This is a genomic window from Amycolatopsis sp. NPDC104863, assembly GCF_055582965.1.
Genome location: NZ_JBVJOW010000001.1, coordinates 590984 through 614148, shown reverse-complemented (window position 1 = coordinate 614148; position 23165 = coordinate 590984). Strand labels below are relative to the sequence as shown.

The following is a 23165-nucleotide window of genomic DNA, read 5'->3' as shown; positions in this document are numbered from 1 at the left end:
GCGGCGCCGGTCAGTCCGACGGCCCCCGCAGGGTCAGCACCACCCGCAGCACGTACTCGACGGCCGTCGGGAAGGCCGCGCCGCGCAGTTCGCCGCGGTCGGCCAGGTTGCGGGCCGCGAACTCCAGCTCGCGCTCCGGCCCGCCTCGCCGGACGACGAGCGCGGCCAGGTCCTCGAGGTCGAGGTCCGGGTGATCGAGGCGCGTCAAGGCGAACTCGATCATCAGCTCTTCCGCCGTCATACCTCCAGTCTAGGCGCGCCGAGACAGTGGTGGCGTGGCTCTGATCACCGATCGCTAGCACCCTCCAGCACCGCACGACCATGCCCCGAAGCGGTGATACGAGGCCACCCACAGCGCATCGGACACGGCGTGGGTTAGGCCGTTCGGCGGCGCATTCCGGGCGATCGTGTACGTAACGCGAATACCCGGTCACCCGGACGATCCGGTCGGTCATGATGCAAGGCCACCCCGGCGCACAGTGGAGCGGAGGCGGCCATGAGCATCCATCGGGCACACGCCAGGATCCGGCGGCCGCGGCACGCGCTGCCCGCGCCCTGGTGGCCGCCGGTCGTGCTGGCCGCTTCGGTCGCCGCGGTGATCCCCGGCGACACCGTCGGTGGCCTGCTCCTCAGCGTGACCGTGCTCGTGCTGTTCACTGCGGTCGGCGTGGCCCGGCGGACGCTGGGGCAGGCGTCCGTGCACGTCAGCCTGATCCTGGCCGAAGAGCTGACCCGCCGGGGCCCGGCCTCGGGAGCCCATCGAAGCCTCTGACCTCGGCGAAAGCCGCGGTGTGACCAGCTCCACTCGCGTTACTATACCGTCTGGACGGTATAGTAAGACGCATGACCACCAGCCTGACCGTCTCCCCGCCCGCGACCCGCCGCTGGGCCGCGCTCGCCGTGCTGGTCGGCGCCGTGCTGCTGCTCGCCGTCGACGGCACCGTCCTCTACCTCGCCGTGCCGTCCCTGACCCGCGAGCTCGCGCCGACCGCCACCGAAATCCTCTGGATCGGCGACGTCTACTCGCTCGCCCTGGCGGGCCTGCTGGTCACGGCCGGGAACCTCGCCGACCGCTTCGGCCGCAAGCGGGTGCTGCTCATCGGCACCGCGGCCTTCGGGGTCGCCTCGGCGCTGGCCGCCTTCTCCCCCACCGCCGGGGTGCTCGTCCTCGCGCGGCTGCTGCTCGGGGTCGCGGGCGCGACGATCATGCCGTCGACGCTCTCGATCATCCGCACCCTCTTCACCGACCCGCGCGAGCGCACCCGCGCCATCGCGATCTGGTCGGCCGGGTCCGGCGGTGGCATCGCGCTGGGCCCGCTCGTCGGCGGCCTGCTGCTGGAGCACTACTGGTGGGGCTCGGTGTTCCTGATCAACGTCCCGATCGTCGTGGTGTTCCTGATCGCGGGCGCCGTCCTGCTGCCGGAGTCGCGTGACCCGGACCCGGGCCGCTTCGACCTGCTCTCGGCCGGCCTCTCGCTGGCCGCGATCGTCCCGCTGGTCTACGCGGTCAAGCACGCCGTCAGCTCGGGCCTCGACGCGCAGGTCGCCGTGGCGGCCGCCGTCGGCGTCGTCTCCGGTGTGTTGTTCGTACGCCGTCAGCGGCGGTCGGCGAGCCCGCTGATCGACGTCACGCTCTTCCGCAACGGGGCGTTCAGCGGCGCCGTCCTCGCCAGCTTCATCGCGGTGTTCGCGTTGATGGGCCTGCTGTTCTTCTTCTCCCAGTACCTGCAGCTCGTGCGCGGCTTCTCGCCGCTGCAGGCCGGGTTCGCGGAGATGCCGGCGACGCTGGCCTCGATCGTCGTCGTGGCCGCCGTCGGGGTGGTCGTCGGCCGCCTCGGCCGGGGCCGGGCCGTCGCGGCCGCCCTCGCGGTCGCCGCGCTCGGGCTCGCGCTGGTCGCGGTGGCCGAACGAGCGCCGCAGTACTGGTGGCTGGGCCTGAGCCTGGTGCCGGTCGGCCTCGGGGTCGGGCTCGCGCTGACGCTCACCGTGGACTCGGTGCTGTCCGCCGTCCCGCGGGACAAGGCCGGCTCGGCGTCGGCGATCTCCGAGACCGCGTACGAACTCGGTGCGGCGCTGGGCATCGCGATCCTCGGCTCGCTGGTGACGGTCGGCTACCGCGCGTTCCTGCCGGCCGACGGGGTCCCCGCCGAGGCGCGCGACTCCCTCGCCGCGGCGGTGACCGTGCTCGACCCGGCGTCCGGACTCGCCCACACGGCAAGGGAAGCGTTCACCGGCGCGATGCAGGTGACCTCGCTCGCGGCGGCGGCCGTCACCGCCGTCGCCGCGGTGATCGCCTGGCGTACGATTCCGTCCGGAAAGGACTGAGCATGCCTCGCAAAGCCGGGCGCGGCCCGGAGGAAACGCGCCGGGCGCTGCTCGACGCGGCCGGGACCGTCATCCGCACGCGCGGGATCTCCGCGTCCCTCGACGACATCGCGAAGGCGGCCGGGGTGTCGAAAGGCGGGCTGCTGTACCACTTCCCCGCCAAGGACGCGCTGGTCCGCGCGCTCGCCCAGGACATCCTGGACGTCTACCGGGCCGAGGTGCACGCGGCCCTGGACCCGGCCGACACACGCCCGGGCCGGCTGGTCCGCGCGTACGTCCGGGCGTCGCTCGACACGTCCCAGGACGAGGTCGCGATCCGCGAGAACATCGCGTTGATCGCGCAGCTGATCTCGATCCCGGAGATCGCCGAGCTCGCCCGCGCGGACGCCGAGCGCTGGGACCACGAGCTCCACGACGACGGCCTGCCCGGCCACGTCGTGACGCTGGTGGTCGCGGCGGCCGACGGCGCCAGCACCGCGCCGCTGTGGGGCGTCGGCCTCGAGGTGGCGGCGGCGCGGCAGCTGGAACAGCAGCTCATCGGCTTGACCCTGGACGCCTGAACCCCGGCGGCGGCCCGTTGTCAACCCGGAGAAAGTGTTGGTAAATCACCACTTCGACGGCCCTACCTAAGTCGGCTCCGGCCGGGCCGGGCAGCGAGTAACTTTTTCGACAGCGCGCGCAAATCCGGCAAATCCCCGTCCCCAACGAGGAGTCTTCCGATGTCGAGGAAGTTCGCCCTGGCCGGCGCTGTCGCGCTCGCCCTGGCCGTCACCCCGGTCGCCGCGGGCACCGCTGCCGCCGCCACCCAGCAGGAAGCCGCCGTCACGACGGTGTACTACAGCACGGCCAGCGCGCCGTCGTTCCGCTCGGTGATCAACGCCGGTGCCGCCAACTGGAACAACAGTGTGACCAACGTCAGACTGGTCGAGCGCAACTCGGGTGCGAGCCTGCGCTACACCGAGGGCAACGACCCCCGCGGGTCCTACGCCTCGACCAACGGGCACGGCAGCGGCACCATCTTCATCGACTACACCCAGGCCCGCCAGTACAACCCGACCCGCATCGCGGCGCACGAGACCGGGCACGCCCTCGGCCTGCCCGACCACTACTCGGGCCCGTGCTCGGAGCTGATGTCCGGTGGCGGCCCCGGCCCGTCCTGCACCAACGCCGTCCCCAACGCGGCGGAGCGCAGCCGGGTGAACTCGCTGTGGGCCAACGGCCTCGCGGCGACGAACACGCCGGAGCAGCGCGTCTACGAGACCGTCTACGGTTTCTGAGTTTCGCCGAGTGTGGCCCGGGCGGGTTCGCCCGGGCCACACTCATGCGCGCTGCGTGGCCGGTTCCGAGACGCCGAGCTCGGCCTCGAAGCCCGCGGGCACGACGACGTCGTCGCGGCTCAGGTCGTGGACACTGCGCTTGCCCAGCGCGAGCAACGTCGAGTCGATCCCGTTGCGCAGGACGTCGAGCACGTTCTCCACGCCCGCCTGCCCGCCGGCCGCCAGGCCCCACAGGTAGGCGCGGCCGACCAGCACCGCCCGCGCGCCGAGGGCCAGCGCCTTCACCACGTCACTGCCGCGGCGGATGCCGCCGTCCAGCAGCACCTCCACCTGGTCGCCGACGGCGGCCGCGATCGACGGCAGCGCGCGGATCGTCGCCGGCGTGCCGTCGAGGTTGTTGCCGCCGTGGTTGGACACCGAGATCGCGCTGACCCCCGCGTCGACCGCGCGGCGGGCTTCGTCGGCCCGGATCACGCCCTTGAGCAGGAACGGGCCGTCCCACTGCGCGCGCAGCCACGCGACGTCGTCCCACGACGGCGGCGGCGTCTGCATCCACTGGCCGTACGCGCCGAAGAACGTCGGCGCCTCCTCGCCCGGCGCGACCATGTTCGGCACGCTCAGGTCGGGCAGCCGCCGCGTCTTCGCGTAGTCCAGCAGCCACCCCGGCCGGGCGAGCCCCTCCGGCGCGAACCGCAGCAGCTCGCGGAAGGTGAGCCGTTCGGGGATGTGCGGGCTGCCCCAGTCGCGGCTGTGCGAGAACGACCAGTCGAGCGTGAGGATGATGCCCACCGCGCCGGCGGCCCGCGCGCGCTCGAGGCGGCGCAGGATGTCGTCGCGCGTGCCGGTCCAGTAGATCTGGAAGTAGGTGTTCGGGTTGGCGGCGACGACCTCCTCGATCGGCTTGCTGCCGAAGGAGCTCAGGCCGACCGACGTCCCGCGCGCGGCGGCGGCCCTGGCCACCGCGACCTCGCCGTCGGGGTGCACCGCCTGCACGCCGGTCGGCGAGATCAGCACCGGCAGCGCGACGTCCCGGCCGAGCACGTGCGTGCCGAGCTCGCGTTCGCCGGAGAGCCCGGCGGTGCGCGGGGCGAACCGGAGCTCGTCGAACGCGCCGAGGTTGTCGGCCAGGGTGAGGCCCTTCTCGGACCCGGCGATCAGGGCCGAGTAGACCGACCCGGGAAGCCGTTTCTTCGCGCGCCGCTGGGCCTCCGCGACGGATTCGAACCAGGTGCTCATCGTTTTCCCTTCGGGTCGAAGCGCAGCAGGCGCCGGGCGAGGGCCGGGCGGACCGGCTCGAACGTGTGGTTCTCGAAGCAGCCGGACCAGACGCCGACGCCGTAGGCGACGTCGTCGGCGATCGCCGCGGCGGTGTAGCGGACGGGATCGAGGCCGGGGCGGCGCTGCGCCCAGGCGGTCAGCGGCGGGCCGAGCAGCAGCGACGCGACGGCGGCGCGGCGGCCCCACCCGCGCGGGACGAGCAGGGCCACGAGCAGCGGCGACGCGAACTGCGTGCCGTAGCGACCGAAGCCGAGCCAGGTCTGCTGGACGGCGGTGGCCAGCGCACGCACCACACCGTCGGTGGGGACGTCGTGCTCGCGCAGCGTCCGGACCATGCTGCCGACCGAGCCGCCGAACGCCAGCGCGGCGAGCGCCGGACGGCGGGCCAGCAGCGCGGCGACGGTCAGCGTGGGCCACGGGTGCAGGGCCAGCGGCGCGAGCGCGCCCGGATGGCGCCGGGCGAGCGGGGCGGCGGACGTGCCGTAGCGCGCCCGGCGCCGGAGGAGCTCCGGCCAGGTCGCGGGTTCGTGGTGGTCGACGGCGACGTCCGGGGCGTACCGGACGCGCGAACCCGCGGCGTGCAGCCGCCAGACGAGGTCGACGTCTTCGCCGAACCGCAGCCCCGGGTCGAACGCGCCGAGCTCGCGGACCACGGCCGCCCGGGCCACCAGCGCGGCGGTCGGCACGTAGGAAATCCGGGTGCCGGGCGCGACCCGCGCGGGCCGGTCGCCGAGGTCGAGGCTGGACGCGGCCCGCGTGTAGCGCCCGGCCGCCGTGTCCGGGGCCAGGGCCCGCACGCGGGGCGCGACGGCGGCGACGAGCGGGTCGGCGAAGTGCGCGACGAGCCGGTCGGCCCAGTCCGCGGCCGGCGCGCAGTCACTGTCCACAAAGGCCACCAGCTCGGTGGAGACGTGGTCCAGCGCGGTGTTGCGGGCGGCGCCGGGACCGCCGTTGACGTCCCGGCGGACGAGCTTCGCCCCGTGCGCGGCGGCGACGGCCGCCACGCCGGCGGCGTCCTCGGAACCGTCGTCGACCACGAGGACGGGGTGCCGGCCGTCGAGCCCGGCGAGGCAGCGGGCGAGCAGCTCGGCACGGTCGCGGACCGGCACGACGATCGTCACGTCCGGCGGCGCGGCCGGTTCGGGCGGCACGGGGTGGGCGAGGCCGGCGTCGGTGAGCCGCCGCGCGAGCACGCCCGCGGCGGTGGTCGTGATCGGGCCGTCGACGAGCTCTTGCCACGCCTTCTGCCCGGCCGGGGTCAGCCGTACGACGCGGGCGGGGGAACCGCCGAAGACGAGTTCCTCGGTCAGGCGGCGGGTGTCGCGGTCGAGAACGACGCGGAAGCCGGACGGCAAGGGGGTCACAGGGCCAAACCTCCGTCCACCGGCACCACCGCGCCGGTCATCGCGCCGCTCTCGGGGCTTGCCAAGAACGTCAACACCGCGGCCACCTCGTCCGGGTCGAGCAGCCGGTGGACCGGTTGCTGCCCGGCGAACGCCGCCGCATCGGGCAGGTCGTACAGCCGGGCGCTCTCGGCGAGGATCGGGGTGTCGGTCGACCCCGGGCTCACGGCGTTGGCCGTCACGCCGGTCTCCCCCAGCTCGGCGCCCAGCGCGCGGACCAGCCCGGCGACCCCGGCCTTGGCCGCGCAGTACGCGGCGAGCATCGGGAGCCCGCGGGTGGCCGCGGCCGACGCGACCGCCAGGAACCGGCCCGACCGCGGCGCCGGGCGCCGCAGCAGCGCGGGCACGGCGGCGCGGGCCAGGTTGACCACCCCGTTCAAGTTGACCTCCAGCACCGCGCGTTCCCGCTCCGGCGGCACCTCCCACAGCGGGGCCCCGCCGGCGATCACTCCCGCGGCCGCCACGACGACGTCGAGCCCGCCCCAGCGCCCTTCCGCCTCGGCGACCGCGGCGGCCATCGCCGAGTAGTCCCGCACGTCGGCGACGAAGACCTCGGCGCCCGCCTGCGCGGCGACGGCCTCCAGCTCGGCCTTGCTCCCCATCGGGTACGGCAGCGCGGGATCGTCGGCGGCCAGGTCCACCGCGAGCACGGCATATCCCTGACGCGCCAGGCGAAGCACGGTCGCGGCGCCGATCCCGCGGGCGGCTCCGGTGACGAGCGCGGTCCGCGTCGTCATCGCTTCCCCCATCCGTCCACATGGGACACCAACGCCGTGGTCAGCTCAGCCAGCAGGGCCGTGCCTTCCGCCGTGGTCGCCGGCCTCGGGTCGCCGAGCACACCGGTCCCCGTCACCGCTCGCACGCCGCCCTCGAGCAGCGCCGGCATCAGCTCACCCAAGGGCCGCCGGTCCCCCGCCACCGCGCGGTCCATCCGGACGCTGCCGGGCCGCAGCACCAGCTGCAGCGCTGTTTCCGGCCGCCCGGCGTGCGGCTCGCCCGGCCACCGGGGCCGGAACACCTCGACGTCGCGTGACTCCGCCCGCAGCCGGGCCACCGCCCGGGTGACCGGGCCGGTGTTGCCGCCGTGGGCGGAGACGAACAGCAGCCGCCGGAACGTCTCCGCCGCCGACCGGCCGAGCTCCACCAGGAGCAGCTCCGTCGCCACCTGCCCGATCGACAGCGTCCCGGCGAAGCCCGCGTGCTCGCCGCTGGAGCCGTACGCCACGGCCGGCGCCACCAGCACGTCCGGCCGCGCGGCGGCGAGGCCGTCGCACAGCGCGAGCGCGATGTCGGTGTCGGTCGTCAGCGGCAGGTGCGCGCCGTGCTGCTCGGTCGCGCCGACCGGCACGGCCAGAATCGCCCCGGCCGCCGCGCGCTCCGCGACGTCCGGGGAGGACAGCTCGGCGAGCCGCACGGTCAGCGGCTGAACCCGGCGAGGGGGTTCTCGTCGCAGGCGCGGTCGGGCGGGCGCCGCATGCCGATGGTCACCGGAACCGGGCGCCGCCGGTGGGAATGGTCGAGCGACGGCTTCGGGACGCTGGTGACCCCCGCGAGCGCCGGCTCGCCGTGGCCGCGCACGCACTCCGGGTCCGGGCCGTCGAGTGGCAGGCCGGTGAAGAACTTCGCGGCCATGCAGCCGCCCCGGCAGGCGTCGAACGCCGAACACGACTCGCACGCCCCGCCGCTCTGCGGGCTCCGCAACGACGTGAACAGCTCCGATTCCCGCCACACGGACGTGAACCCGCCGTCGCCGCGGACGTTGCCGGCGAGGAAGGTGTCGTGGATGGCGAACGGGCAGGCGTAGACGTCGCCGACCGGGTCGACCAGGCACACCACCCGCCCGGCGCCGCACAGGTTCAGCCCGGGCAGGTCACCCTCGCCGTAACCCGCGAGGTGGAAGAACGAATCCCCGGTGAGGACGTTCTCGCCGTGCGCCACCAGCCAGTCGTACAGCTCGCGCTGCTGGGCGGCGGTCGGGTGCAGTTCGTCCCAGGTGTCCGCGCCGCGGCCGGACGGGCGCAGCCGGGTGATCCGCAGCTGGGCCCGGTAGCGGTCGGCGATCGCCTTGAACTCGTCGAGCTGGGCCACGTTGTGCCGGGTCATCACGACGGAGATCTTGAAGTTCTCGAAGCCCGCGCCGGCGAGGTTCTCCATCGCGCGGATGGCGGTGGCGTAGGAGCCGGGGCCGCGGACGTGGTCGTTGACCTCGGCGGTGGCGCCGTCGAGGGAGATCTGGACGTCGACGTAGTCGCTCGCGGCCAGCCGGTCCGCCACCTCGGGCGTGATCTTGACGCCGTTGGTGGAGAACTTGACCCCGACGTGGTGCGCGGTCGCGTAGTCGACCAGCTCCCAGAAGTCCGGGCGCACGGTCGGCTCCCCGCCGCCGATGTTGACGTAGAAGACCTGCATGCGCTCGAACTCGTCGATCAGCGCCTTGCACTCGGCGGTGCTGAGCTCGCGCGGGTCTCGCCGTCCCGAGGAGGAAAGGCAGTGCACGCAGGAAAGGTTGCAGGCGTAGGTCAGCTCCCAGGTGAGGCAGATGGGGGCGTCGAGCCCGTACTGGAACTCGTCCACAAGGGACATCAGAGACTCCTCGGCTGGATCATCCGCGACGCCGCCAGCGCGGCCAGCGCGGCGCGGTAGCGCGGCAGCTCGGGCGGCCCGACCCCCGCGCCGGCACAGGCGGCGCGGGCGGTCGGGTGCGTTTCCAGGGACCGGACGACGGTCAGCAGCGCCGGGCTCTTGAGGAACGAGAGGCGGCGGGTGCCGAAGTGGTACAGCAGCGCGCCGAACCGTTCCGGCCGGATCGAGACCCGGTCGTCCAGGCGCCAGGCCGCGTCCAGGTCGAACGGCTCAGTAGACACCGCACATCCCGTCGATCGAGACCTCCTCCACCAGCAGGTCCTCGGCGACGACAGGCTCTTCCAGGGGCTCTTCCGCGGTCTTCTCGGTCATCGTGGCTCCTTCGGCACGTCGACTTATTTTCGGCACTCTGTGACGAATAGGGAGCAGAGTAATGTCACGCAGTGTCGGAAACAAGACCCGGAGGAGAACGGCACCCGGATGACCCACCACACCCCCGCGGCCCGCCGCGGCAGGCCACCCGGCACGAGCGCCCGCGAGCTGGAGGTCATCGCGCTGCGCCTGTTCACCGAGCGCGGCTTCCACGAGACGACGGTCGACGAGATCGCCGCGGCCGCCGGCGTCAGCCGCCGCACGTTCTTCCGCTACTACGACGCCAAGTCCGACGTCCTATGGAACGAGTTCGACCACGAGGTCGAGACGATCACCAAGCTGCTCGCGGCGGCGCCGGGCGACCTGCCGATGATGGCCGCGGTCCGCGAGGCGGTGCTCGAAGCGAACCACTACCGCGCCGACGACGTCCCCGAGCTGCGGATGCGGATGCACCTGGTCAGCTCGGTCCCCGAGCTGGCCGCGAGCGCGGCCCGCCACTACGACGCGTGGGAGCGCGCGGTCAGCGCGTACGTGGCCGAGCGGACCGGCCAGCCGGCGGACTCGCTGTACCCGCTGGCAGTGGGCCGCGCGGTCCTGGCCACCTGCCGCGCGGCGTACGAGCGCTGGTCGGCCCGGGCGGACGCGGACCTGACGGTGTACCTGGACGCGGCGTTGCGAGCGCTGGCCGGAGGTTTCGCCGACCCGGCCGTCGAGCCCGGGGACTGACGCCGCTCAGTCGCGGGCGAGCTCCTCGTCGGTCACCGGCTCGGCGAGCTGCCAGCCGCCGCGGCGGCGCAGCGCCAGCAGGTAATAGACCGCCGCCAGCACGACGATCCCCGCCGTGACGATCAAGCTCGGCCGGCCCACCACCGGGTCCAGGATGTTCTGGTACACCACGAACACCAGCACGGCCAGCGCGAGCACCGGCGCGACCGGGAACCACGGCATCCGGTACTGCGCGTGCGCCGTCGCGCCGGTGCGGCGGCCGATGATCGCGCCCAGGCACAGGGCCGCGTACACCGCCACGATCGACGTGCTCGTCACCACCAGCAGCAGCTGCGGGTCCACGAAACACAGCGCGGCGGCCACCACGCCGGTGCCTGCCGTCGCCACCCACGGCGTCCCGAAGCGCGGGTGCACCGCGGCGAGCGCCCGGTTGACCACGCCCGGCCAGGCGCGGTCGCGGCCGCTGCTGAACACCAGCCGCGAGCTGATCAGGACGATCGCCAGCACCGCGTTCATGATCGCGAGCGCGACGGCGAGGCTGATCACCGTGTCGAGCGTGCTGCCGCCGCGCGCGGAGATGAAGGCGGACAACATGTTCTCCGCGCCGAACAGTCCGTTGAGGTCGGGCGCGCCCAGCAGCACCGCCGTCACCGGGACGAGCTCGGCGACCACCGTGATGCCGAGCGCGAGCAGGATCGCCTTGGCGATGCCGCGGGGCGCGTCCTGGGTCTCCTCGCCGAAGTACACCGCCGAGCCGTAACCGTTGTAGGCGAACATCGCGACGGCCATCGCGATCACGATCGCGCCGACGGTCGCCGGGCTGCCGTCGGGCGCCACCGGGTGGGCCAGCAGGTCGGTGAACGGCCGCGCCGGGTGCACCAGGCCGAGCGCGCTCACCACGACCAGCGCGAGGATCTCGATCGCCAGGAAGACCCCGGTGACCCAGGCGTTCAGCTTGATGTCGAAGATCCCGACGACGGCGGCCAGCACGCACGTCACCGCCGCGACGGCCGGCCCCGGCAGGCCGGGCAGCAGCACGCCCAGGTAGGTGCCGACGCCGAGCGCGATCACCGCGACGATGAGCACCTGGGTGATGAGCATCAGCCCCAGCACGGCGAACCCGGGCAGCCGGCCCAGCGTGCGCGCGACGATCGCGTACTCACCACCGGCCAGGGGGAACGCCGACGCGAGCTCGGCGTAGACGAACGCCATGAACACCCCGACGACCGCCGCGGCCGCGAAGCTCAGGAACGCGCCGGTGCCGGCGCCGGTGAGCACCCCCGGCGCGATGATGAACACCGAGGAGGCGGGGCTGATCGCCGAGAGCGTGATGAGCAGGGTGCCGAGGGTGCGCAGACCGCGGCGCAGGGCTGGGGTGGTCACGACCAGGCCTCCAGTTCTCTGAAGCTCGTTCGAAAAACCAGGTGACCACGGATCAAAGGCGCTTGAAGGCGAAGAGTCAAGACCTTGCTTTTTTCGAAGCTCGTTCGAACAATGGGGGCATGGCACGACCGAGCAGGGCGCCCGAGCGGCGGGCCGAGCTGATCGCGGTGGCGCGGCGCGCCCTCGTCGAACGCGGGGTCCTCAACCTGCGGCTGCGCGACATCGCCGACGGCGCGGGCCTGTCGTCCGGCTCGGTGCTCTACTACTTCCCCACCCTGGCCGACCTGCTGCAGGAGGTGCAGCACGAGGCCGTCGAACGGTTCTGCACCCAGCGCGAACAGGCCGCCGCGAACGGAACCCCGGGCGAACGGCTGCTCGCGACGCTCCGCGGCGGCCTGCCCACCGGCCCGGACGACGAACTGTGCGTGCTGCTCTACGAACTCGGCACGATCGCCCGCCGCGACCCGGTGTACGCGGCCCGGCACATCACGCTGTACGAGCGTCAGGTCGGGATCTACACCGGCATCCTCGAAGCCGGCGCGGCGACCGGCGAGTTCACCCTGACCGCCGACCCGGTCACGATCGCGCGCAACCTCGTCGCCCTCGAAGACGGCTACGGCCTGCACCTCACCCAGGCCGTGCCGACGCTGGAACGGGCCACCGCCGAAGCGATGCTGCTGGCGTTCGCCCGCACCGCCACCACCTGCGCCCTGGAGGAGCCTTCATGACCCGCGCCCGCGACCTGGGCCTCCCGCTGTCCGGCCGGCCCGGCCCGCACAACGCGCTCACCGACGTCCCCGGCGTCGAAGTCGGCTACACGACCCTGGTCGAGGGCGAGTCGGTGCGCACCGGCGTCACCGCCGTGCTGCCCCGCGGCCGCGCGGACTTCGCCGTGCCGTGTGCCGCGGGCACGTTCTCCCTCAACGGGAACGGCGAAATGACCGGCACCGCGTGGCTCGCCGAAACCGGGTCGCTGACGCTGCCGGTGCTGATCACCAACACCCACGCCGTCGGCACGTGCCACCGCGGGGTGATCGACTGGGTGGTGCGCGAGCGCCCCGACGTCGCGGCGGAGTGGCTGCTGCCGGTGGTCGGCGAGACCTGGGACGGCTACCTCAACAACATCAACGCCGCGACGATCCACAGTGGACACGTCGCCGCGGCGATCGACGCCGCCCGCGGCGGCGCGGTCGAGGAGGGTTCCGTCGGCGGCGGCACCGGGATGACCTGCTACGGCTTCAAGGGCGGCACCGGCACGGCGTCGCGGGTGGTGGCCCACGGCGCGGACGAGTACACGGTGGGCGTGCTGGCGCAGGCGAACTTCGGCAGCCGTCACGAGCTGACCGTCGCCGGTGAGGCCGTCGGAGCACTGCTGGCGGCGGACAACCCGATGGAGGAATGGGCGGCGCCCGCCGGGGCGGGGTCGGTGATCGCGGTCGTCGGCACGGACGCGCCCCTGCTGCCGGGACAGTGCACGGCGCTCGCCCGCCGTGTCCCGCTCGGGCTGGCCCGCACCGGCACGACGGGCTCACACTTCTCCGGGGACCTGTTCCTCGCCTTCAGCACCGCGAACCCGGGCGCGCTCACCAGTTCCTTCCCGCGCACCTCGGAAGCCGAGTACGAGAACCTCCGCTTCGTGCCGTGGGGCCGGATCGACCCGTTCTTCGAGGCCGTCGTGCAGGCGGTCGAGGAGGCGGTGCTCAACGCGCTGGTGGCCAACCGGGAGATGACCGGTCACCAGGGACGCCGGGTGCCCGCCCTGCCCACCGGGCACTGGCTCGGCTGACCCCGTCGGGGAATCTCGGTCATCGCCCGCTGCCCTCGCGCATTAGCTTGCTAGCATGCTAGCCTCGGCGAGTGGGCGATGAGGACGTCAAGCAGTTCAACGTGTACCTGCCGGTCGGCTTGATCCGGCAGGTCAAGCACCGGGCCGTCGAAGCGGAGCTGTCGCTGTCGGCGCTGGTCGCCGACGCCCTGCGCGCTTACCTGGCCGAACCCGTTCCCGACAAGGAGACCTGACGTGACCACCGAAGGCATCGAGGCCCTGCACCTGGAGACGCACAACTGGGGCAAGGCGGCCAAGTTCTTCCAGGCGCTCGGTTACGAGCTCGAGTTCTCGACCGACCACAACTCCGGCCAGCTCCGCGCCGGCGACGGCCCGTACGTCTTCATCGCCGAGGTCCCCGAGGGCCGGGAACTGCGGACGCAGACCGTGTTCAAGGTCCCTGACACCTTCGAAGCCGGCGGCATCGTCGAAGTGGTCACGCCGTTCGAGGAAACCCATTACGGGACCAAGGAAATGACAGTCCGCGACCCCGATGGTCGCACGTGGACACTCCAGGCGCGCTGACGTGGCCGCCCCCGACAGCACCGCGGTGCGGACCGCCCTGTGGCGGGCCCTGCACCTCCGGCTCGACCCGCCACCGCACGTCTTCGACGACGAGCTCGGCCTGCGCCTGGCCGACGCCGGGCCCGGCTGGGCCGACCGGCCGGACATGAATCCCGCCACCGCCGGGCGGTACCGCGCCGGCATGGTCGCGCGGGCCCGGTTCGTCGAAGACGTGGTCGTCGAGCAGGCCGGCCGGGGTGTCGGGCAGTACGTCATCCTCGGGGCCGGCCTGGACACCTTCGCCCAGCGCCGCCCCGAGGTCGCGGCCCGGCTCCGCGTTTTCGAGGTCGACCAGCCCGGCCCGCAGGCCTGGAAGCGGCAGCGGCTCGACGAGCTCGGCCTCGGGGTGCCGGCCTGGCTGCGTTTGGTGCCGGTCGACTTCGAAGCCGGCGCGTCCTGGCCGGACCGGCTGGCGGACGCGGGGTTCGTGGCGGACGAGCCCGCCGTCGTCGCCTCGACCGGGGTCAGCATGTACCTCACGAAGGAGGCGAACGCGGCCACGCTGCGCCGGATCGCCGGGTTCGCGCCCGGGTCGACGCTGGTGCTGACGTTCATGCTGCCGGCGGACCTGCTCGACGAAGGCGACCGCGCCGGCCACCGCGCGACGGCGAGCAAGGCGAAGGCCGCGGGCACGCCCTTCCTCAGCTCCTTCTCCCCCGCGGAAATGCTGGCGCTGGCCCGGGAAGCCGGTTTCCGCGACACGACGCACGTCTCCGGGGCCGAGCTGGACGAGCGCTACTTCGCGGGCCGGTCCGACGGGCTCCGCATCGTCAAGGGTGAGGAGTTCCTCGTCGCCACCACGTGACCCAGGTAGGCCCGCAGCATCGCCTTGAGCTGGTCTAGCAGCCCGGCCGCGCCCGCCGGGTCGCCGCGGAACGCCTCCTGGATCACGGCGTCCGCGGCGAGGAACGCGGTGCGGCACACGGCCGTGGCCTCGTCGTCGTCGCCGCTGAGAAGGTGTTGCGCCACCAGGATGCGCCGCACGCCGTCGGCCATCACGCGCTTGTGCGCGAGGTCGGCTTCCTTCGTTCCCTCGGTCAGCCCGCGGCCGAACCACAGCGCGCGGAACCCCGGTTCGGCGCGGTAGAGGCCGGCGAACGCGTCGACGAGCAGGCCGACGGGGTCGTCCCAGGTCTCGACGGCCGCCTGCGCGGCGAAGGCGTCCATGAGGTCTTCGAGCCGGGTCAGGTAGACGTCGCCGAGGGCCTCGGTGATGGCGTCGCGGTCCGGGAGGTACTGGTACAGCGTCCCGACGGAGACGCCGGCCTCGGCGGCGACCCGGGTCGTGGTCAGCGCCTCGACCCCGTCCTCGGCGAGCAGCCGGTCGGCGGCGGCCAGGATCCGGGCGAGCTTCTGGCGCGCCCGCGCCTGACGCGGCACCCGCCGCAGCCGCGCGGGGAGCGGGTCGGTCATTCCCGCCTCCCAACCTGAACGTGACTTTGTTTCGGATTTATCCTAGCCTCGGGCGCATGACGGAGGCGAGCTCAGTCCTCGACGAAGCGCGGCGGGCCGTGGCCAGGGCGTGTCACGGCCTGGCGGGCGAAGGCCTGCTGATCGGCACCGCGGGCAACGTCAGCGTCCGCGCGGGTGAGCACGTGGCGGTGACCGCGACCGGGATCGAGCTGGGCCGCGCCGAGCCGGCGGACGTGACGGTGGTCGACCTCGACGGCCGTGTGGTCGCCGGTGACTTCGCGCCGACGTCGGAGCTGGAGCTGCACCTCGGGATCTACCGCCACTACGGCGCGGGCGCGGTGGTGCACACCCACTCCCCGCAGGCCACGGCGGTGTCCCTGGTGCTCGACGAGCTGCCGTGCGTGCACTACCAGCAGCTCGCGCTGGGCGGGTCGGTCCGGGTCGCGCCGTTCGCGGTCTTCGGCTCCCCGGAGCTGGCCGCGGAGACCCTGGCGGCCCTCGACGGCAAGACGGCGGCCCTGCTGGCCAACCACGGCGCGATCGCCCACGGCCCGACGCTGGAAGCGGCGATGGACAACGCGCTGCTGCTGGAGTGGGCCTGCGGTCTGTACGTCCGCGCCGCGAGCCTCGGTGAGCCGCGGGTGCTGGGGCCGGAGCAGCAGGAGGCCGTCGTGACCGCGGCGGTCCAGCGGGGTTACGGGCAGCCGCAGCGGATCGCGGACATCTGGTGAGCCGGCCCGGAGGCCAGACCGTCATCACCCTCGGCGCGCACGTGGTGGACGTGCAGGTCCGCCCGGTCACGGCCATTCCCGATGGCCAGGGCGCGGCGCTCGTCGAGCAGATCCGCTTCGGCCCGGCCGGCACCGCCGCGGGCACGGCGGTCACCCTGGCCAAGCTCGGCGCCACCGTCCGGACCGCCGGCGCGGTCGGCACCGACCCCATCGGTGACCTGCTGCTGACCATGCTCGCCCGCCACGGCGTCGACACCTCGCTCGTGCGCCGCCGCGACGGCGTGCAGACCTCGGCCTCCGTGCTGCCGATCCGGCCCGACGGCAGCCGTCCCGCATTCCACGTGCCCGGCGCGAACCTCGGCTACGGGCCCGGCGACCTCCCCCGCGCCGAGCTGGCCCGGGCCGGCCACCTCCACCTCGGCGGTCCCGAGCTGATGGGCGGTGAGCAGGCCGCGAAGATCCTCGGCCCGGCACGCGCGGCCGGCGTGGTGACGTCGGCCGACCTGCTCGCGCCCGGGGATCCCGGCGTGCTTACCTGGCTCGAAGAAGCCTTGCCGTTGCTGGACTTCCTGCTGCCCAACGAAGAACAGCTCCTCGGCCTCACCGGCGCCGCGACCCTGGAGGACGGCGCCCGCGCGGTGCTCGGCAAGGGCGTCGGCTGCGTCGCGGTCACGCGGGGAGCGGAGGGCGCGCTGGTCGTGACGGCGGACGAGACGTTCGCGGTGCCCGCGTTCGCCGTGCCGGTCGTCGACACCACCGGCTGCGGGGACGCGTTCTCGGCCGGGTTCCTCCGGGGGCTGGGCCTCGGCCGCGACCTCGAGGCGGCCGCTGTCCTCGGCTGCGCGGCCGCCGCCCTGGTCGCGCAGGGGCTCGGGAGCGACCACGGCGAGTTCGACCTCACCGTGGCGGACCTCTTCGCGGAGATGAGCCCGCGCCTCTGATGCACTTTTCCTGCATCGCCACCCCTTGACTTGACGTTTTCCTGCATTCAGGATGCCTCTCGTGCAGAACGAAGGCAGAACCACCGACCTCGACCGGCGGATCGTCGCCGCCCTGCAGCTCAACGGGCGGGCGTCGTGGGGTGCCGTGGCCCGGCACGTCGGCGCCAGCGAGTCCACCGTGCTCCGGCGCGCCGCGCAGCTCACCGAGACCGGCCGGCTGCGGGTGATCGGCGTGGTCGACGTCCTGCGGTGCGGTCTCGGCGTGCCGGTCCTGGCGCGGCTGAAGTGCCGCCCGGGCACCGCGGCCGAAGTCGCCGACGCGCTCGCAGCGCGCCCCGACGTGCGGTACGCGACCGTGCTGGCCGGCAGCGCCGACTGCTCCGCCGAGTTCGTCCTGCCCTCCTACGGGGACATCGCGGGCCTGCAGGAGAACGGTTTCCCGGCGGCCGAGGCCATCCGCGACGCCGAGACGTTCGCCGTCATGCGCACCTTCACCTCCAACCACGACTGGAACTCCGGCGAGCTGAGCGCGGAAGCCGCGCACGAGCTGCGCGGCGGTGACGTGCGGCCGTTCGAGGAGCAGCACTGGGAGCGCCCGCCGGAGCAGCTCGACGAGGTCGACCTCGCGATCTGCGCGGCGCTGGGCGAGGACGGGCGGCTGCCGTTCAAGGAGGTGTCCCGGCAGATCGGCACCAGTGAGTCCACAGTGGCCCGCCGCGTCGACTCCCTGGTGCGCCGCGGCTGCCTGCGCTTCCGGACGCTCGCCGAGCCGGCGATGTTCGGGTACGCGCTGGAGTTCATGCTCTGGCTGTCGATCGTGCCCGGTGAGCTCGACCGCGCCGGCCAGCAGCTCGCCGCCCACCCCGGGACGAAGTACCTGAGCGCCACCACCGGCCGGTTCAACCTCGTCGGCCAGATCGTGCTGCGCCACTACGGCGAGCTGTACCGCCACACCACCGACGTCGTCGGCGCGCTGCCCGGGCTCCGGGAGGCCGACGTGACCCTGCAGGTTTCGACGCTCAAGCGCGCGTGGGCCCCGACGCCCGCCGCCAGCTTGGAGGACGCATGACCGAACAGCCGTGGCAGTGGGACGAAAAGACGTGGCGCGGGCACGTCGAGCACGTCCGGGCCGGGCGCCCGCTGCGCCCGAAGGCATGGCCCGGCGGGGCGAAGGTGGCGGTGGCGCTGTCCTTCGACTCCGACCACGAGACGCCCGCGTTGCGCGACGGCGACGTCCTGCCGGGCAAGCTGGCGCAGGGCGAGTACGGCGCGCGGGTCGGCGTGCCGCGCATCCTGAACCTCCTGCGGCGGCACGACGCGCCCGCGTCCTTCTTCATGCCCGCCGTGTCGGCGCTGCTGCACGACGGCGAAGTCAAGTCCTATGTGGACGCCGGGCACGAGGTCGCGTTGCACGGCTGGATCCACGAGCGCAACACCGCGCTGACCGCGACCGAGGAACGCGACCTCGCCTTCCGCGCGGCCGACGTCCTGGAACGCCTCGCGGGCACCCGGCCGGTCGGCATCCGGACGCCGTCGTGGGACTTCTCCGCGCACACGCTCGCCATCACGCGCGAGCTCGGCCTCACCTACGACTCGTCGCTGATGGCCGACGACGACTGCTACGAGCTGGTCGAGCACGGTGAGCCCACCGGTGTCGTCGAGCTGCCGGTCGAGTGGATCCGCGACGACGCGCCGTACTTCATGATGGACCGGTTCGCGTCCCTGCGGCCCTACACCCCGCCGCGCGGCGTGCTGTCGATCTGGCGCGACGAGTTCGACGCCGCCTACGCCGAGGGCGGCATCTTCCAGCTGACCATGCACCCGCACATCATCGGGCACCGCTCGCGGATCACGGTCCTGGCCGAGCTGCTCGACCACATCGGCGGCCACGACGGCGTCTGGTTCGCCACGCACGCGCAGATCGTCGACCACGTCCTAAGGGAGCAGGCATGACCACTGTGGACACCGTCGTCAGCCACCGCCTGACGGCGCAGCAGCGCAAGGCGATCGTCGCCGGCGCGGTCGGCAACACCGTCGAGTGGGTCGACTGGGCCGTCTACGCGACGTTCGCGCCGGTCTTCGCCGGCCAGTTCTTCGCCGGCGGCAACGAAACCACCGCCTTGCTGTCCACTTTGGCCGTGTTCGCGGTCGGGTTCGTCATGCGCCCCATCGGGGGCGCGGTCCTCGGCGCGTACGCCGACCGGAAGGGCCGCAAGAAGGGCCTCACCCTCACCATTTCGCTGATGGCCGGGGCGTCGATCGTCATCGCGCTGTGCCCGACGTACACGAGCATCGGCGTGCTGGCGCCGATCATCCTGCTGCTGGCACGGCTCGTGCAGGGCTTCTCCGCCGGGGGCGAGTTCGGCTCGTCGTCGGCGTTCCTGATCGAGTCGGCCGCGCCCGGGCGCCGCGCGTTCGCGGGGTCGTGGCAGCAGGTGTCGGTCGGCCTCGGCTCGCTGCTCGCCGCGCTGATGGGCACGATCCTCAACTCGACCCTGTCCGAAGCGGACCTGCACGGCTGGGGCTGGCGGCTCGCGTTCGGCATCGCCGGGCTGCTGGGCCTGGTCGGCCTGTGGCTGCGGGTGTCGGTGCACGAGACCGAGGCGTTCACGAAGCTCGCCACGAAGCCGCGGCGCAACCCGGTGGTCGCGATGCTGCGCGACCACCCGGGCGCGGCGCTGCGCGTGGCCGGCGTGACCATCGCGGGCACGCTCATCTACTACGTGTGGGTCTCCTACATGCCGGCCTACGCGCACCTGGCCACCGGCATCCCGCTCAAGACGGCCCTGCTGGCCAACACGCTCGCCATGGTCGTGTTCATCGCGCTGCTGCCGTTCGGCGGCCTGCTGTCCGACCGGATCGGGCGCAAGGCGACGATGACGGCGTTCGCCGCCGGGTTCGTGGTGTTCACCTGGCCCGCGTTCCACTTCCTGGGCAACAGCTTCTGGAGCGTTTTTGTCATCGAGCTGATCGGGCTGGTCCTGATCGTCGGGTACTCGGCGAACTGCGCGGTGATCATGGCCGAGCAGTTCCCACCGGAGGTCCGGACCACCGGCATCGGCCTGCCGTACGCCCTCGCCGTGGCGATCTTCGGCGGGACCGCGCCGTACGTCACGACCTGGCTGAACACGAACCACCTCGGCAACCTCGTGTGGGTCTACGTCGCGGCGGCCGCGCTCGTCGGCGTCGCCGTCTACCTCACCATGCCGGAGACGAAGGGGAAGGTGCTGTAGTGCGGACCGTGCTCGTCACCGGGGCCGGCGGCGGGATCGGGGCCGCCATCGCGGCGCGGTTCGCCGCCGCGGGTGACCGCCTCGTCCTGGCCGACCTCCGCGCGGCGGAACTGTCCACAGTGGCCGCCCGGCTGCCCGGCGAGGTCGTAAAGCTACCCGGGGACCTCGCCGACGCGGAGTACGCCGAAGGGCTCGTCGAGCGGGCCGGGCCGGTCGACGTGCTCGTGAACGCCGCCGGGATCTACCCCGCCACTCCCCTGCTGGAGATGACCGCGGCGACCTGGGACCGCGTCCAGGACGTCAACGTGCGGGCCGCGCTCCTGACCACGGTCGCGTTCGGCCGGGCGGGCCGGCCCGGCGCGGTCGTCAACATCTCCTCCGGCGCGGCGACCCGGGCGCGGCCCGGCGCCGCGCACTACGCGACGTCGAAGGCCGCGCTGGAGATGCTCACCAAGGCTTGCGCGGTGGAGCTGGGCGCGCACGGCATCCGCGTGAACGCCGTGAGCCCCGGCTTCGTCACCGTGGACAGCGACGCCAACCCGGTCACCGAGGACTACGCGGCCGCGGTGTCGGTGAACCCGCTCGGCCGCCGGGGTGAGCCCGGCGAGATCGCCGACGCGGTGTTCTGGCTCGCCGGGCCCGAAGCGGGCTGGATCACCGGCGCGGTCCTGCGGGTCGACGGCGGCTCCACCGCGGGCGCGGCCGGGCTGCCACTGCACTGGTCCGGGGAAACCTCGGTGCAACAGGGAAAGGGAGCACATGTCTGACCGGCGCTCGTACACGGTGGTCGGCGGGGGCGCGATCGGCGGCACGCTCGCCTTCCACCTCGCCCGTGCGGGCCACCCGGTGTCCATAGTGGACGCCGACCCGGCGCACGTGGCCGCGATCGCGGACCACGGCCTGACCTTGCGCCGCCCGGACGGCGACGAGACGGTCGAGCTGCCCGCGTTCCTCCCGGACGACGCACCGCCGACGCTCGGCCGGGTCCTCCTGGCCGTCAAGGCGCAGGCGACCGAGACCGTCCTGGACTGGCTGACCCCTCGCTTGGCGGCCGACGGGTTTGTCGTGTCCCTGCAGAACGGCCTCAACGAAGAGCTGATCGCGTCACACGTCGGTCTGGAAAGGACAGTCGGCGCGTTCGTGAACCTCTTCGCCGACGTGGTCGAACCTGGCGTGGTGCGGGACGGCGGGCTCGGCGCGCTGGTCGTCGGCGAGCCGGACGGCCGGATCAGCGACCGGGTGGAGGAGGTCGTCGCGGACCTGCAGGCGTGGGGTCCGGCGAAGGCGACCGCCAACGTCGAAGGGTTCCTGTGGTCGAAGCTCGGCTTCGGCGCGATGCTCACCACCACCGCGCTGGCCGACGCGCCGATGGCCGACCTGATCGACCGGCACCGCCCGCTGATGCACGCGCTCACGGCCGAGGTCCTGGCCGCGGCCGGCGACCGCACGCTGGAGGCGTTCGACCGGTTCGACCCGGCGGCCTACCGGCCCGGCGCCACCGGGCGCGAGGCGGCGACCGACCGGCTGGTGGCGTGGCTGCGGACCCAGCCGAAGGACCGCAGCGGCATCTGGCGCGACATCGCCGTGCGGCACCGCCCGGTCGAGGTCCACCACCACTACGCGCCGGTGCTCGCCGCGGCGGACGTGCCGCTGCTGCGCGCGATGCTGACGCGCCTGCGTGCCGTCGAGACCGGCGCCGCGCCGATGTCCGAAACCCACCTGACCGAACTGGAGCGAGCCCGGTGATCCGCGAACTGCACGAGTGGGTGACGGCGCACCGCGACGACCTCCTGGCCGACGTCGCCGAGTACGTCGGCATCGAGACGCCCAGCGACGACAAGTCCGCTTTGGACCGCGGACTGTCCTGGGTGGACGGCTGGCTGCGGGAGCGGCTGGGCCCGCCGGAACACGTCCGGGACGTCGACGGCGGGCAGTACGGCGACATCAAGGTCTACGACTTCGCCGGCGCCGGCGAGCCCGTGCTGCTGCTCTGCCACTACGACACGGTGTGGCCGCTCGGGACACTCGCGGACTGGCCGTTCACCGTGGACGGTGACCGCGCGACCGGGCCGGGGATCTTCGACATGAAGTCCGGCCTGGTGCACGCGGTGTGGGCGCTGCGCGCGCTCGACGCCGCGGGGCTGCCCCGCCCGGCGGTGCGGCTGGTGCTCAACGGCGACGAGGAGATCGGCAGCCCGGCGTCCCGCCCGGTGATCGAGGCGGCCGCGGCGGGCACCCAGGCGACGCTGGTGTTCGAGGCGAGCGCGGACGGCGCGGTGAAGACCGCACGCAAGGGTGTCGGCCTGTTCCGGGTCCACACGACGGGCGTCGAGGCGCACGCGGGCCTGGACCCGGCGAAGGGCGCGAGCGCGGTCGACGAGCTGGCGCGGGCGATCCTTGCCCTGCACGCGCTGTCCGCCCCGGCGGCCGGGACCACGGTCAACGTCGGCGTCGTCGCGGGCGGCACCCGGTCGAACGTGATCGCGGGGACGGCGTCGGGCGAGATCGACGTCCGTGTCTCGAGCGCGGCGGAGGCGGCTCGCATCGACGAGGGCCTGGCGGCGCTGGCGGCCCACGATCCCCGCGCGACGGTGAAGGTAGAAGGCGGCTGGAACCGGCCGGTGATGGAACGCTCCGAGGGCATCGCCCGGCTGTACGAGCTGGCCCGCGACCTCGCGGCCGAGCTGGGAGTGCCGCTGGCGGAGTGTTCGGTGGGCGGCGCGAGCGACGGCAACTTCGTGGCGGCGCTGGGAAACCCGGTCCTGGACGGCTTCGGCGCGGTCGGCGACGGCGCGCACGCGCGCCACGAGCACATCAGCGTGACGGGCATGCTGGAGCGCACGGCGCTGGCGGCCGCGGTCCTGCACCGGCTCGCCACCTCCTGAAAACCGCTGGCGACCACCCGGGCGGTGGTTTACCTTTTCCCCGCGGGGAAACCATGGAGTAGATCAGCGGCAGATCACCCGGCTCGTAACCGGGAGGGCGCAGGTTCGACTCCTGCCTCCATGTCCCCTCCACTCGGAGTAGTTCAGCAGGCAGAACACCCGGCTCCTTCCGGGAGGGCGCAGGTTCGACCCCTGCCTCCGAGTCTCGTACGGCAGGGGGAGTCCA

Annotated in this window: 28 protein-coding genes and 2 tRNA genes; 20 read left to right on the top strand and 10 right to left on the bottom strand. The window is 73.3% G+C overall.

Features of this window, described 5'->3' with window-relative positions:
- Positions 1-10: 10 nt before the first annotated feature.
- Complete coding sequence (locus ACZ63J_RS02915; RefSeq protein WP_465312229.1) at positions 11-241, bottom strand: hypothetical protein; 231 nt, start codon at positions 239-241, stop codon at positions 11-13.
- A 255-nt stretch (positions 242-496) separates the two neighbouring features.
- Here ACZ63J_RS02915 and ACZ63J_RS02910 point away from each other — a divergent pair, with 255 nt between their 5' ends.
- The 4 genes from ACZ63J_RS02910 to ACZ63J_RS02895 all read left to right on the top strand — a co-directional run bounded on the left by ACZ63J_RS02910 (position 497) and on the right by ACZ63J_RS02895 (position 3602).
- On the top strand, positions 497-772 hold the full coding sequence (locus tag ACZ63J_RS02910) for a hypothetical protein (RefSeq protein ID WP_465312230.1): 276 nt from the start codon (positions 497-499) through the stop codon (positions 770-772).
- A gap of 71 nt (positions 773-843) precedes the next feature.
- A complete protein-coding gene (locus ACZ63J_RS02905; protein WP_465404804.1) occupies positions 844-2325 on the top strand; it encodes an MFS transporter in 1482 nt (493 codons plus the stop codon).
- Positions 2326-2327: 2 nt separating this feature from the next.
- A complete protein-coding gene (locus ACZ63J_RS02900) occupies positions 2328-2885 on the top strand; it encodes a TetR/AcrR family transcriptional regulator (protein ID WP_465404802.1) in 558 nt (185 codons plus the stop codon).
- Between the two features lie 159 nt (positions 2886-3044).
- On the top strand, positions 3045-3602 hold the full coding sequence (locus ACZ63J_RS02895) for a snapalysin family zinc-dependent metalloprotease (RefSeq protein WP_465312233.1): 558 nt from the start codon (positions 3045-3047) through the stop codon (positions 3600-3602).
- Positions 3603-3644: 42 nt separating this feature from the next.
- Here ACZ63J_RS02895 and mftD read toward each other — a convergent pair whose 3' ends face one another.
- Genes mftD through mftA form a run of 7 tightly spaced genes read right to left on the bottom strand, consistent with a single transcriptional unit; the run spans position 3645 to position 9238 of the window.
- Positions 3645-4838: a pre-mycofactocin synthase MftD gene (gene mftD, locus ACZ63J_RS02890; RefSeq protein WP_465339382.1), complete on the bottom strand. Its 1194-nt coding sequence runs from the start codon at positions 4836-4838 to the stop codon at positions 3645-3647.
- Complete coding sequence (gene mftF, locus ACZ63J_RS02885; protein WP_465404800.1) at positions 4835-6244, bottom strand: mycofactocin biosynthesis glycosyltransferase MftF; 1410 nt, start codon at positions 6242-6244, stop codon at positions 4835-4837. The genes mftD and mftF overlap by 4 nt, the downstream gene beginning before the upstream one ends.
- Positions 6241-7020 (bottom strand): mycofactocin-coupled SDR family oxidoreductase, encoded by a 780-nt coding sequence (locus ACZ63J_RS02880; RefSeq protein ID WP_465404798.1) that lies wholly within the window; start codon positions 7018-7020, stop codon positions 6241-6243. Before ACZ63J_RS02880 ends, mftF begins: the two co-directional genes overlap by 4 nt.
- Positions 7017-7697 carry a mycofactocin biosynthesis peptidyl-dipeptidase MftE gene (mftE, locus tag ACZ63J_RS02875; RefSeq protein WP_465404796.1) on the bottom strand — a complete coding sequence of 227 codons (681 nt, stop codon included), beginning with the start codon at positions 7695-7697 and terminating at the stop codon, positions 7017-7019. The genes ACZ63J_RS02880 and mftE overlap by 4 nt, the downstream gene beginning before the upstream one ends.
- 2 nt (positions 7698-7699) lie before the next feature.
- Positions 7700-8866: a mycofactocin radical SAM maturase gene (gene mftC, locus ACZ63J_RS02870; protein WP_465404794.1), complete on the bottom strand. Its 1167-nt coding sequence runs from the start codon at positions 8864-8866 to the stop codon at positions 7700-7702.
- On the bottom strand, positions 8866-9147 hold the full coding sequence (gene mftB, locus ACZ63J_RS02865) for a mycofactocin biosynthesis chaperone MftB (protein ID WP_465312239.1): 282 nt from the start codon (positions 9145-9147) through the stop codon (positions 8866-8868). The genes mftC and mftB overlap by 1 nt, the downstream gene beginning before the upstream one ends.
- Complete coding sequence (gene mftA, locus ACZ63J_RS02860) at positions 9137-9238, bottom strand: mycofactocin precursor MftA (RefSeq protein WP_465312240.1); 102 nt, start codon at positions 9236-9238, stop codon at positions 9137-9139. Before mftA ends, mftB begins: the two co-directional genes overlap by 11 nt.
- 108 nt (positions 9239-9346) lie before the next feature.
- On the opposite strand from mftA, the gene mftR reads away from it, so the two are divergent.
- Positions 9347-9964 (top strand): mycofactocin system transcriptional regulator, encoded by a 618-nt coding sequence (gene mftR, locus ACZ63J_RS02855; protein WP_465339374.1) that lies wholly within the window; start codon positions 9347-9349, stop codon positions 9962-9964.
- A gap of 6 nt (positions 9965-9970) precedes the next feature.
- On the opposite strand, the gene ACZ63J_RS02850 is transcribed toward mftR, so the two are convergent.
- Positions 9971-11347, bottom strand: a complete 1377-nt coding sequence (locus ACZ63J_RS02850) for an APC family permease (protein WP_465404792.1) — start codon at positions 11345-11347, stop codon at positions 9971-9973.
- Between the two features lie 119 nt (positions 11348-11466).
- Here ACZ63J_RS02850 and ACZ63J_RS02845 point away from each other — a divergent pair, with 119 nt between their 5' ends.
- From ACZ63J_RS02845 to ACZ63J_RS02825, 5 genes are all read left to right on the top strand, one after another.
- Complete coding sequence (locus ACZ63J_RS02845; RefSeq protein WP_465404790.1) at positions 11467-12075, top strand: TetR/AcrR family transcriptional regulator; 609 nt, start codon at positions 11467-11469, stop codon at positions 12073-12075.
- Positions 12072-13133, top strand: coding sequence for a DmpA family aminopeptidase (locus ACZ63J_RS02840; RefSeq protein WP_465404788.1), 1062 nt, complete (start codon positions 12072-12074; stop codon positions 13131-13133). The genes ACZ63J_RS02845 and ACZ63J_RS02840 overlap by 4 nt, the downstream gene beginning before the upstream one ends.
- A 71-nt stretch (positions 13134-13204) precedes the next feature.
- Entirely contained in the window at positions 13205-13366 is a 162-nt protein-coding gene (locus tag ACZ63J_RS02835; RefSeq protein WP_465312245.1) for a CopG family transcriptional regulator, read from the top strand.
- A gap of 1 nt (position 13367) precedes the next feature.
- Entirely contained in the window at positions 13368-13697 is a 330-nt protein-coding gene (locus tag ACZ63J_RS02830; RefSeq protein WP_465404786.1) for a VOC family protein, read from the top strand.
- 1 nt (position 13698) lies between these two features.
- Positions 13699-14541, top strand: a complete 843-nt coding sequence (locus ACZ63J_RS02825; protein ID WP_465404784.1) for a class I SAM-dependent methyltransferase — start codon at positions 13699-13701, stop codon at positions 14539-14541.
- Here ACZ63J_RS02825 and ACZ63J_RS02820 read toward each other — a convergent pair.
- The gene (locus tag ACZ63J_RS02820) at positions 14472-15149 is read right to left on the bottom strand and encodes a TetR/AcrR family transcriptional regulator (protein WP_465404782.1); all 678 of its coding nucleotides are present in this window, start codon (positions 15147-15149) and stop codon (positions 14472-14474) included. The genes ACZ63J_RS02825 and ACZ63J_RS02820 overlap by 70 nt on opposite strands.
- 56 nt (positions 15150-15205) lie before the next feature.
- Here ACZ63J_RS02820 and ACZ63J_RS02815 point away from each other — a divergent pair, with 56 nt between their 5' ends.
- The 10 genes from ACZ63J_RS02815 (at position 15206) to ACZ63J_RS02770 (ending at position 23143) form a co-directional block, all read left to right on the top strand.
- A complete protein-coding gene (locus tag ACZ63J_RS02815) occupies positions 15206-15880 on the top strand; it encodes a class II aldolase/adducin family protein (RefSeq protein WP_465404780.1) in 675 nt (224 codons plus the stop codon).
- Positions 15877-16821, top strand: a complete 945-nt coding sequence (locus ACZ63J_RS02810; protein ID WP_465404778.1) for a carbohydrate kinase family protein — start codon at positions 15877-15879, stop codon at positions 16819-16821. The genes ACZ63J_RS02815 and ACZ63J_RS02810 overlap by 4 nt, the downstream gene beginning before the upstream one ends.
- A 61-nt stretch (positions 16822-16882) precedes the next feature.
- On the top strand, positions 16883-17890 hold the full coding sequence (locus tag ACZ63J_RS02805; protein ID WP_465404776.1) for an Lrp/AsnC family transcriptional regulator: 1008 nt from the start codon (positions 16883-16885) through the stop codon (positions 17888-17890).
- On the top strand, positions 17887-18774 hold the full coding sequence (locus ACZ63J_RS02800; RefSeq protein ID WP_465404775.1) for a polysaccharide deacetylase family protein: 888 nt from the start codon (positions 17887-17889) through the stop codon (positions 18772-18774). Before ACZ63J_RS02805 ends, ACZ63J_RS02800 begins: the two co-directional genes overlap by 4 nt.
- Complete coding sequence (locus ACZ63J_RS02795; protein WP_465404773.1) at positions 18771-20054, top strand: MFS transporter; 1284 nt, start codon at positions 18771-18773, stop codon at positions 20052-20054. The genes ACZ63J_RS02800 and ACZ63J_RS02795 overlap by 4 nt, the downstream gene beginning before the upstream one ends.
- On the top strand, positions 20054-20821 hold the full coding sequence (locus ACZ63J_RS02790) for an SDR family NAD(P)-dependent oxidoreductase (protein WP_465404771.1): 768 nt from the start codon (positions 20054-20056) through the stop codon (positions 20819-20821). Before ACZ63J_RS02795 ends, ACZ63J_RS02790 begins: the two co-directional genes overlap by 1 nt.
- Positions 20814-21800: a ketopantoate reductase family protein gene (locus ACZ63J_RS02785; protein WP_465404770.1), complete on the top strand. Its 987-nt coding sequence runs from the start codon at positions 20814-20816 to the stop codon at positions 21798-21800. Before ACZ63J_RS02790 ends, ACZ63J_RS02785 begins: the two co-directional genes overlap by 8 nt.
- On the top strand, positions 21797-22939 hold the full coding sequence (locus tag ACZ63J_RS02780) for a M20 family metallopeptidase (protein WP_465404768.1): 1143 nt from the start codon (positions 21797-21799) through the stop codon (positions 22937-22939). Before ACZ63J_RS02785 ends, ACZ63J_RS02780 begins: the two co-directional genes overlap by 4 nt.
- 52 nt (positions 22940-22991) lie before the next feature.
- Positions 22992-23063 (top strand) — tRNA-Thr (locus ACZ63J_RS02775).
- Positions 23064-23071: 8 nt separating this feature from the next.
- Positions 23072-23143 (top strand) — tRNA-OTHER (locus tag ACZ63J_RS02770).
- Positions 23144-23165: the final 22 nt, after the last annotated feature.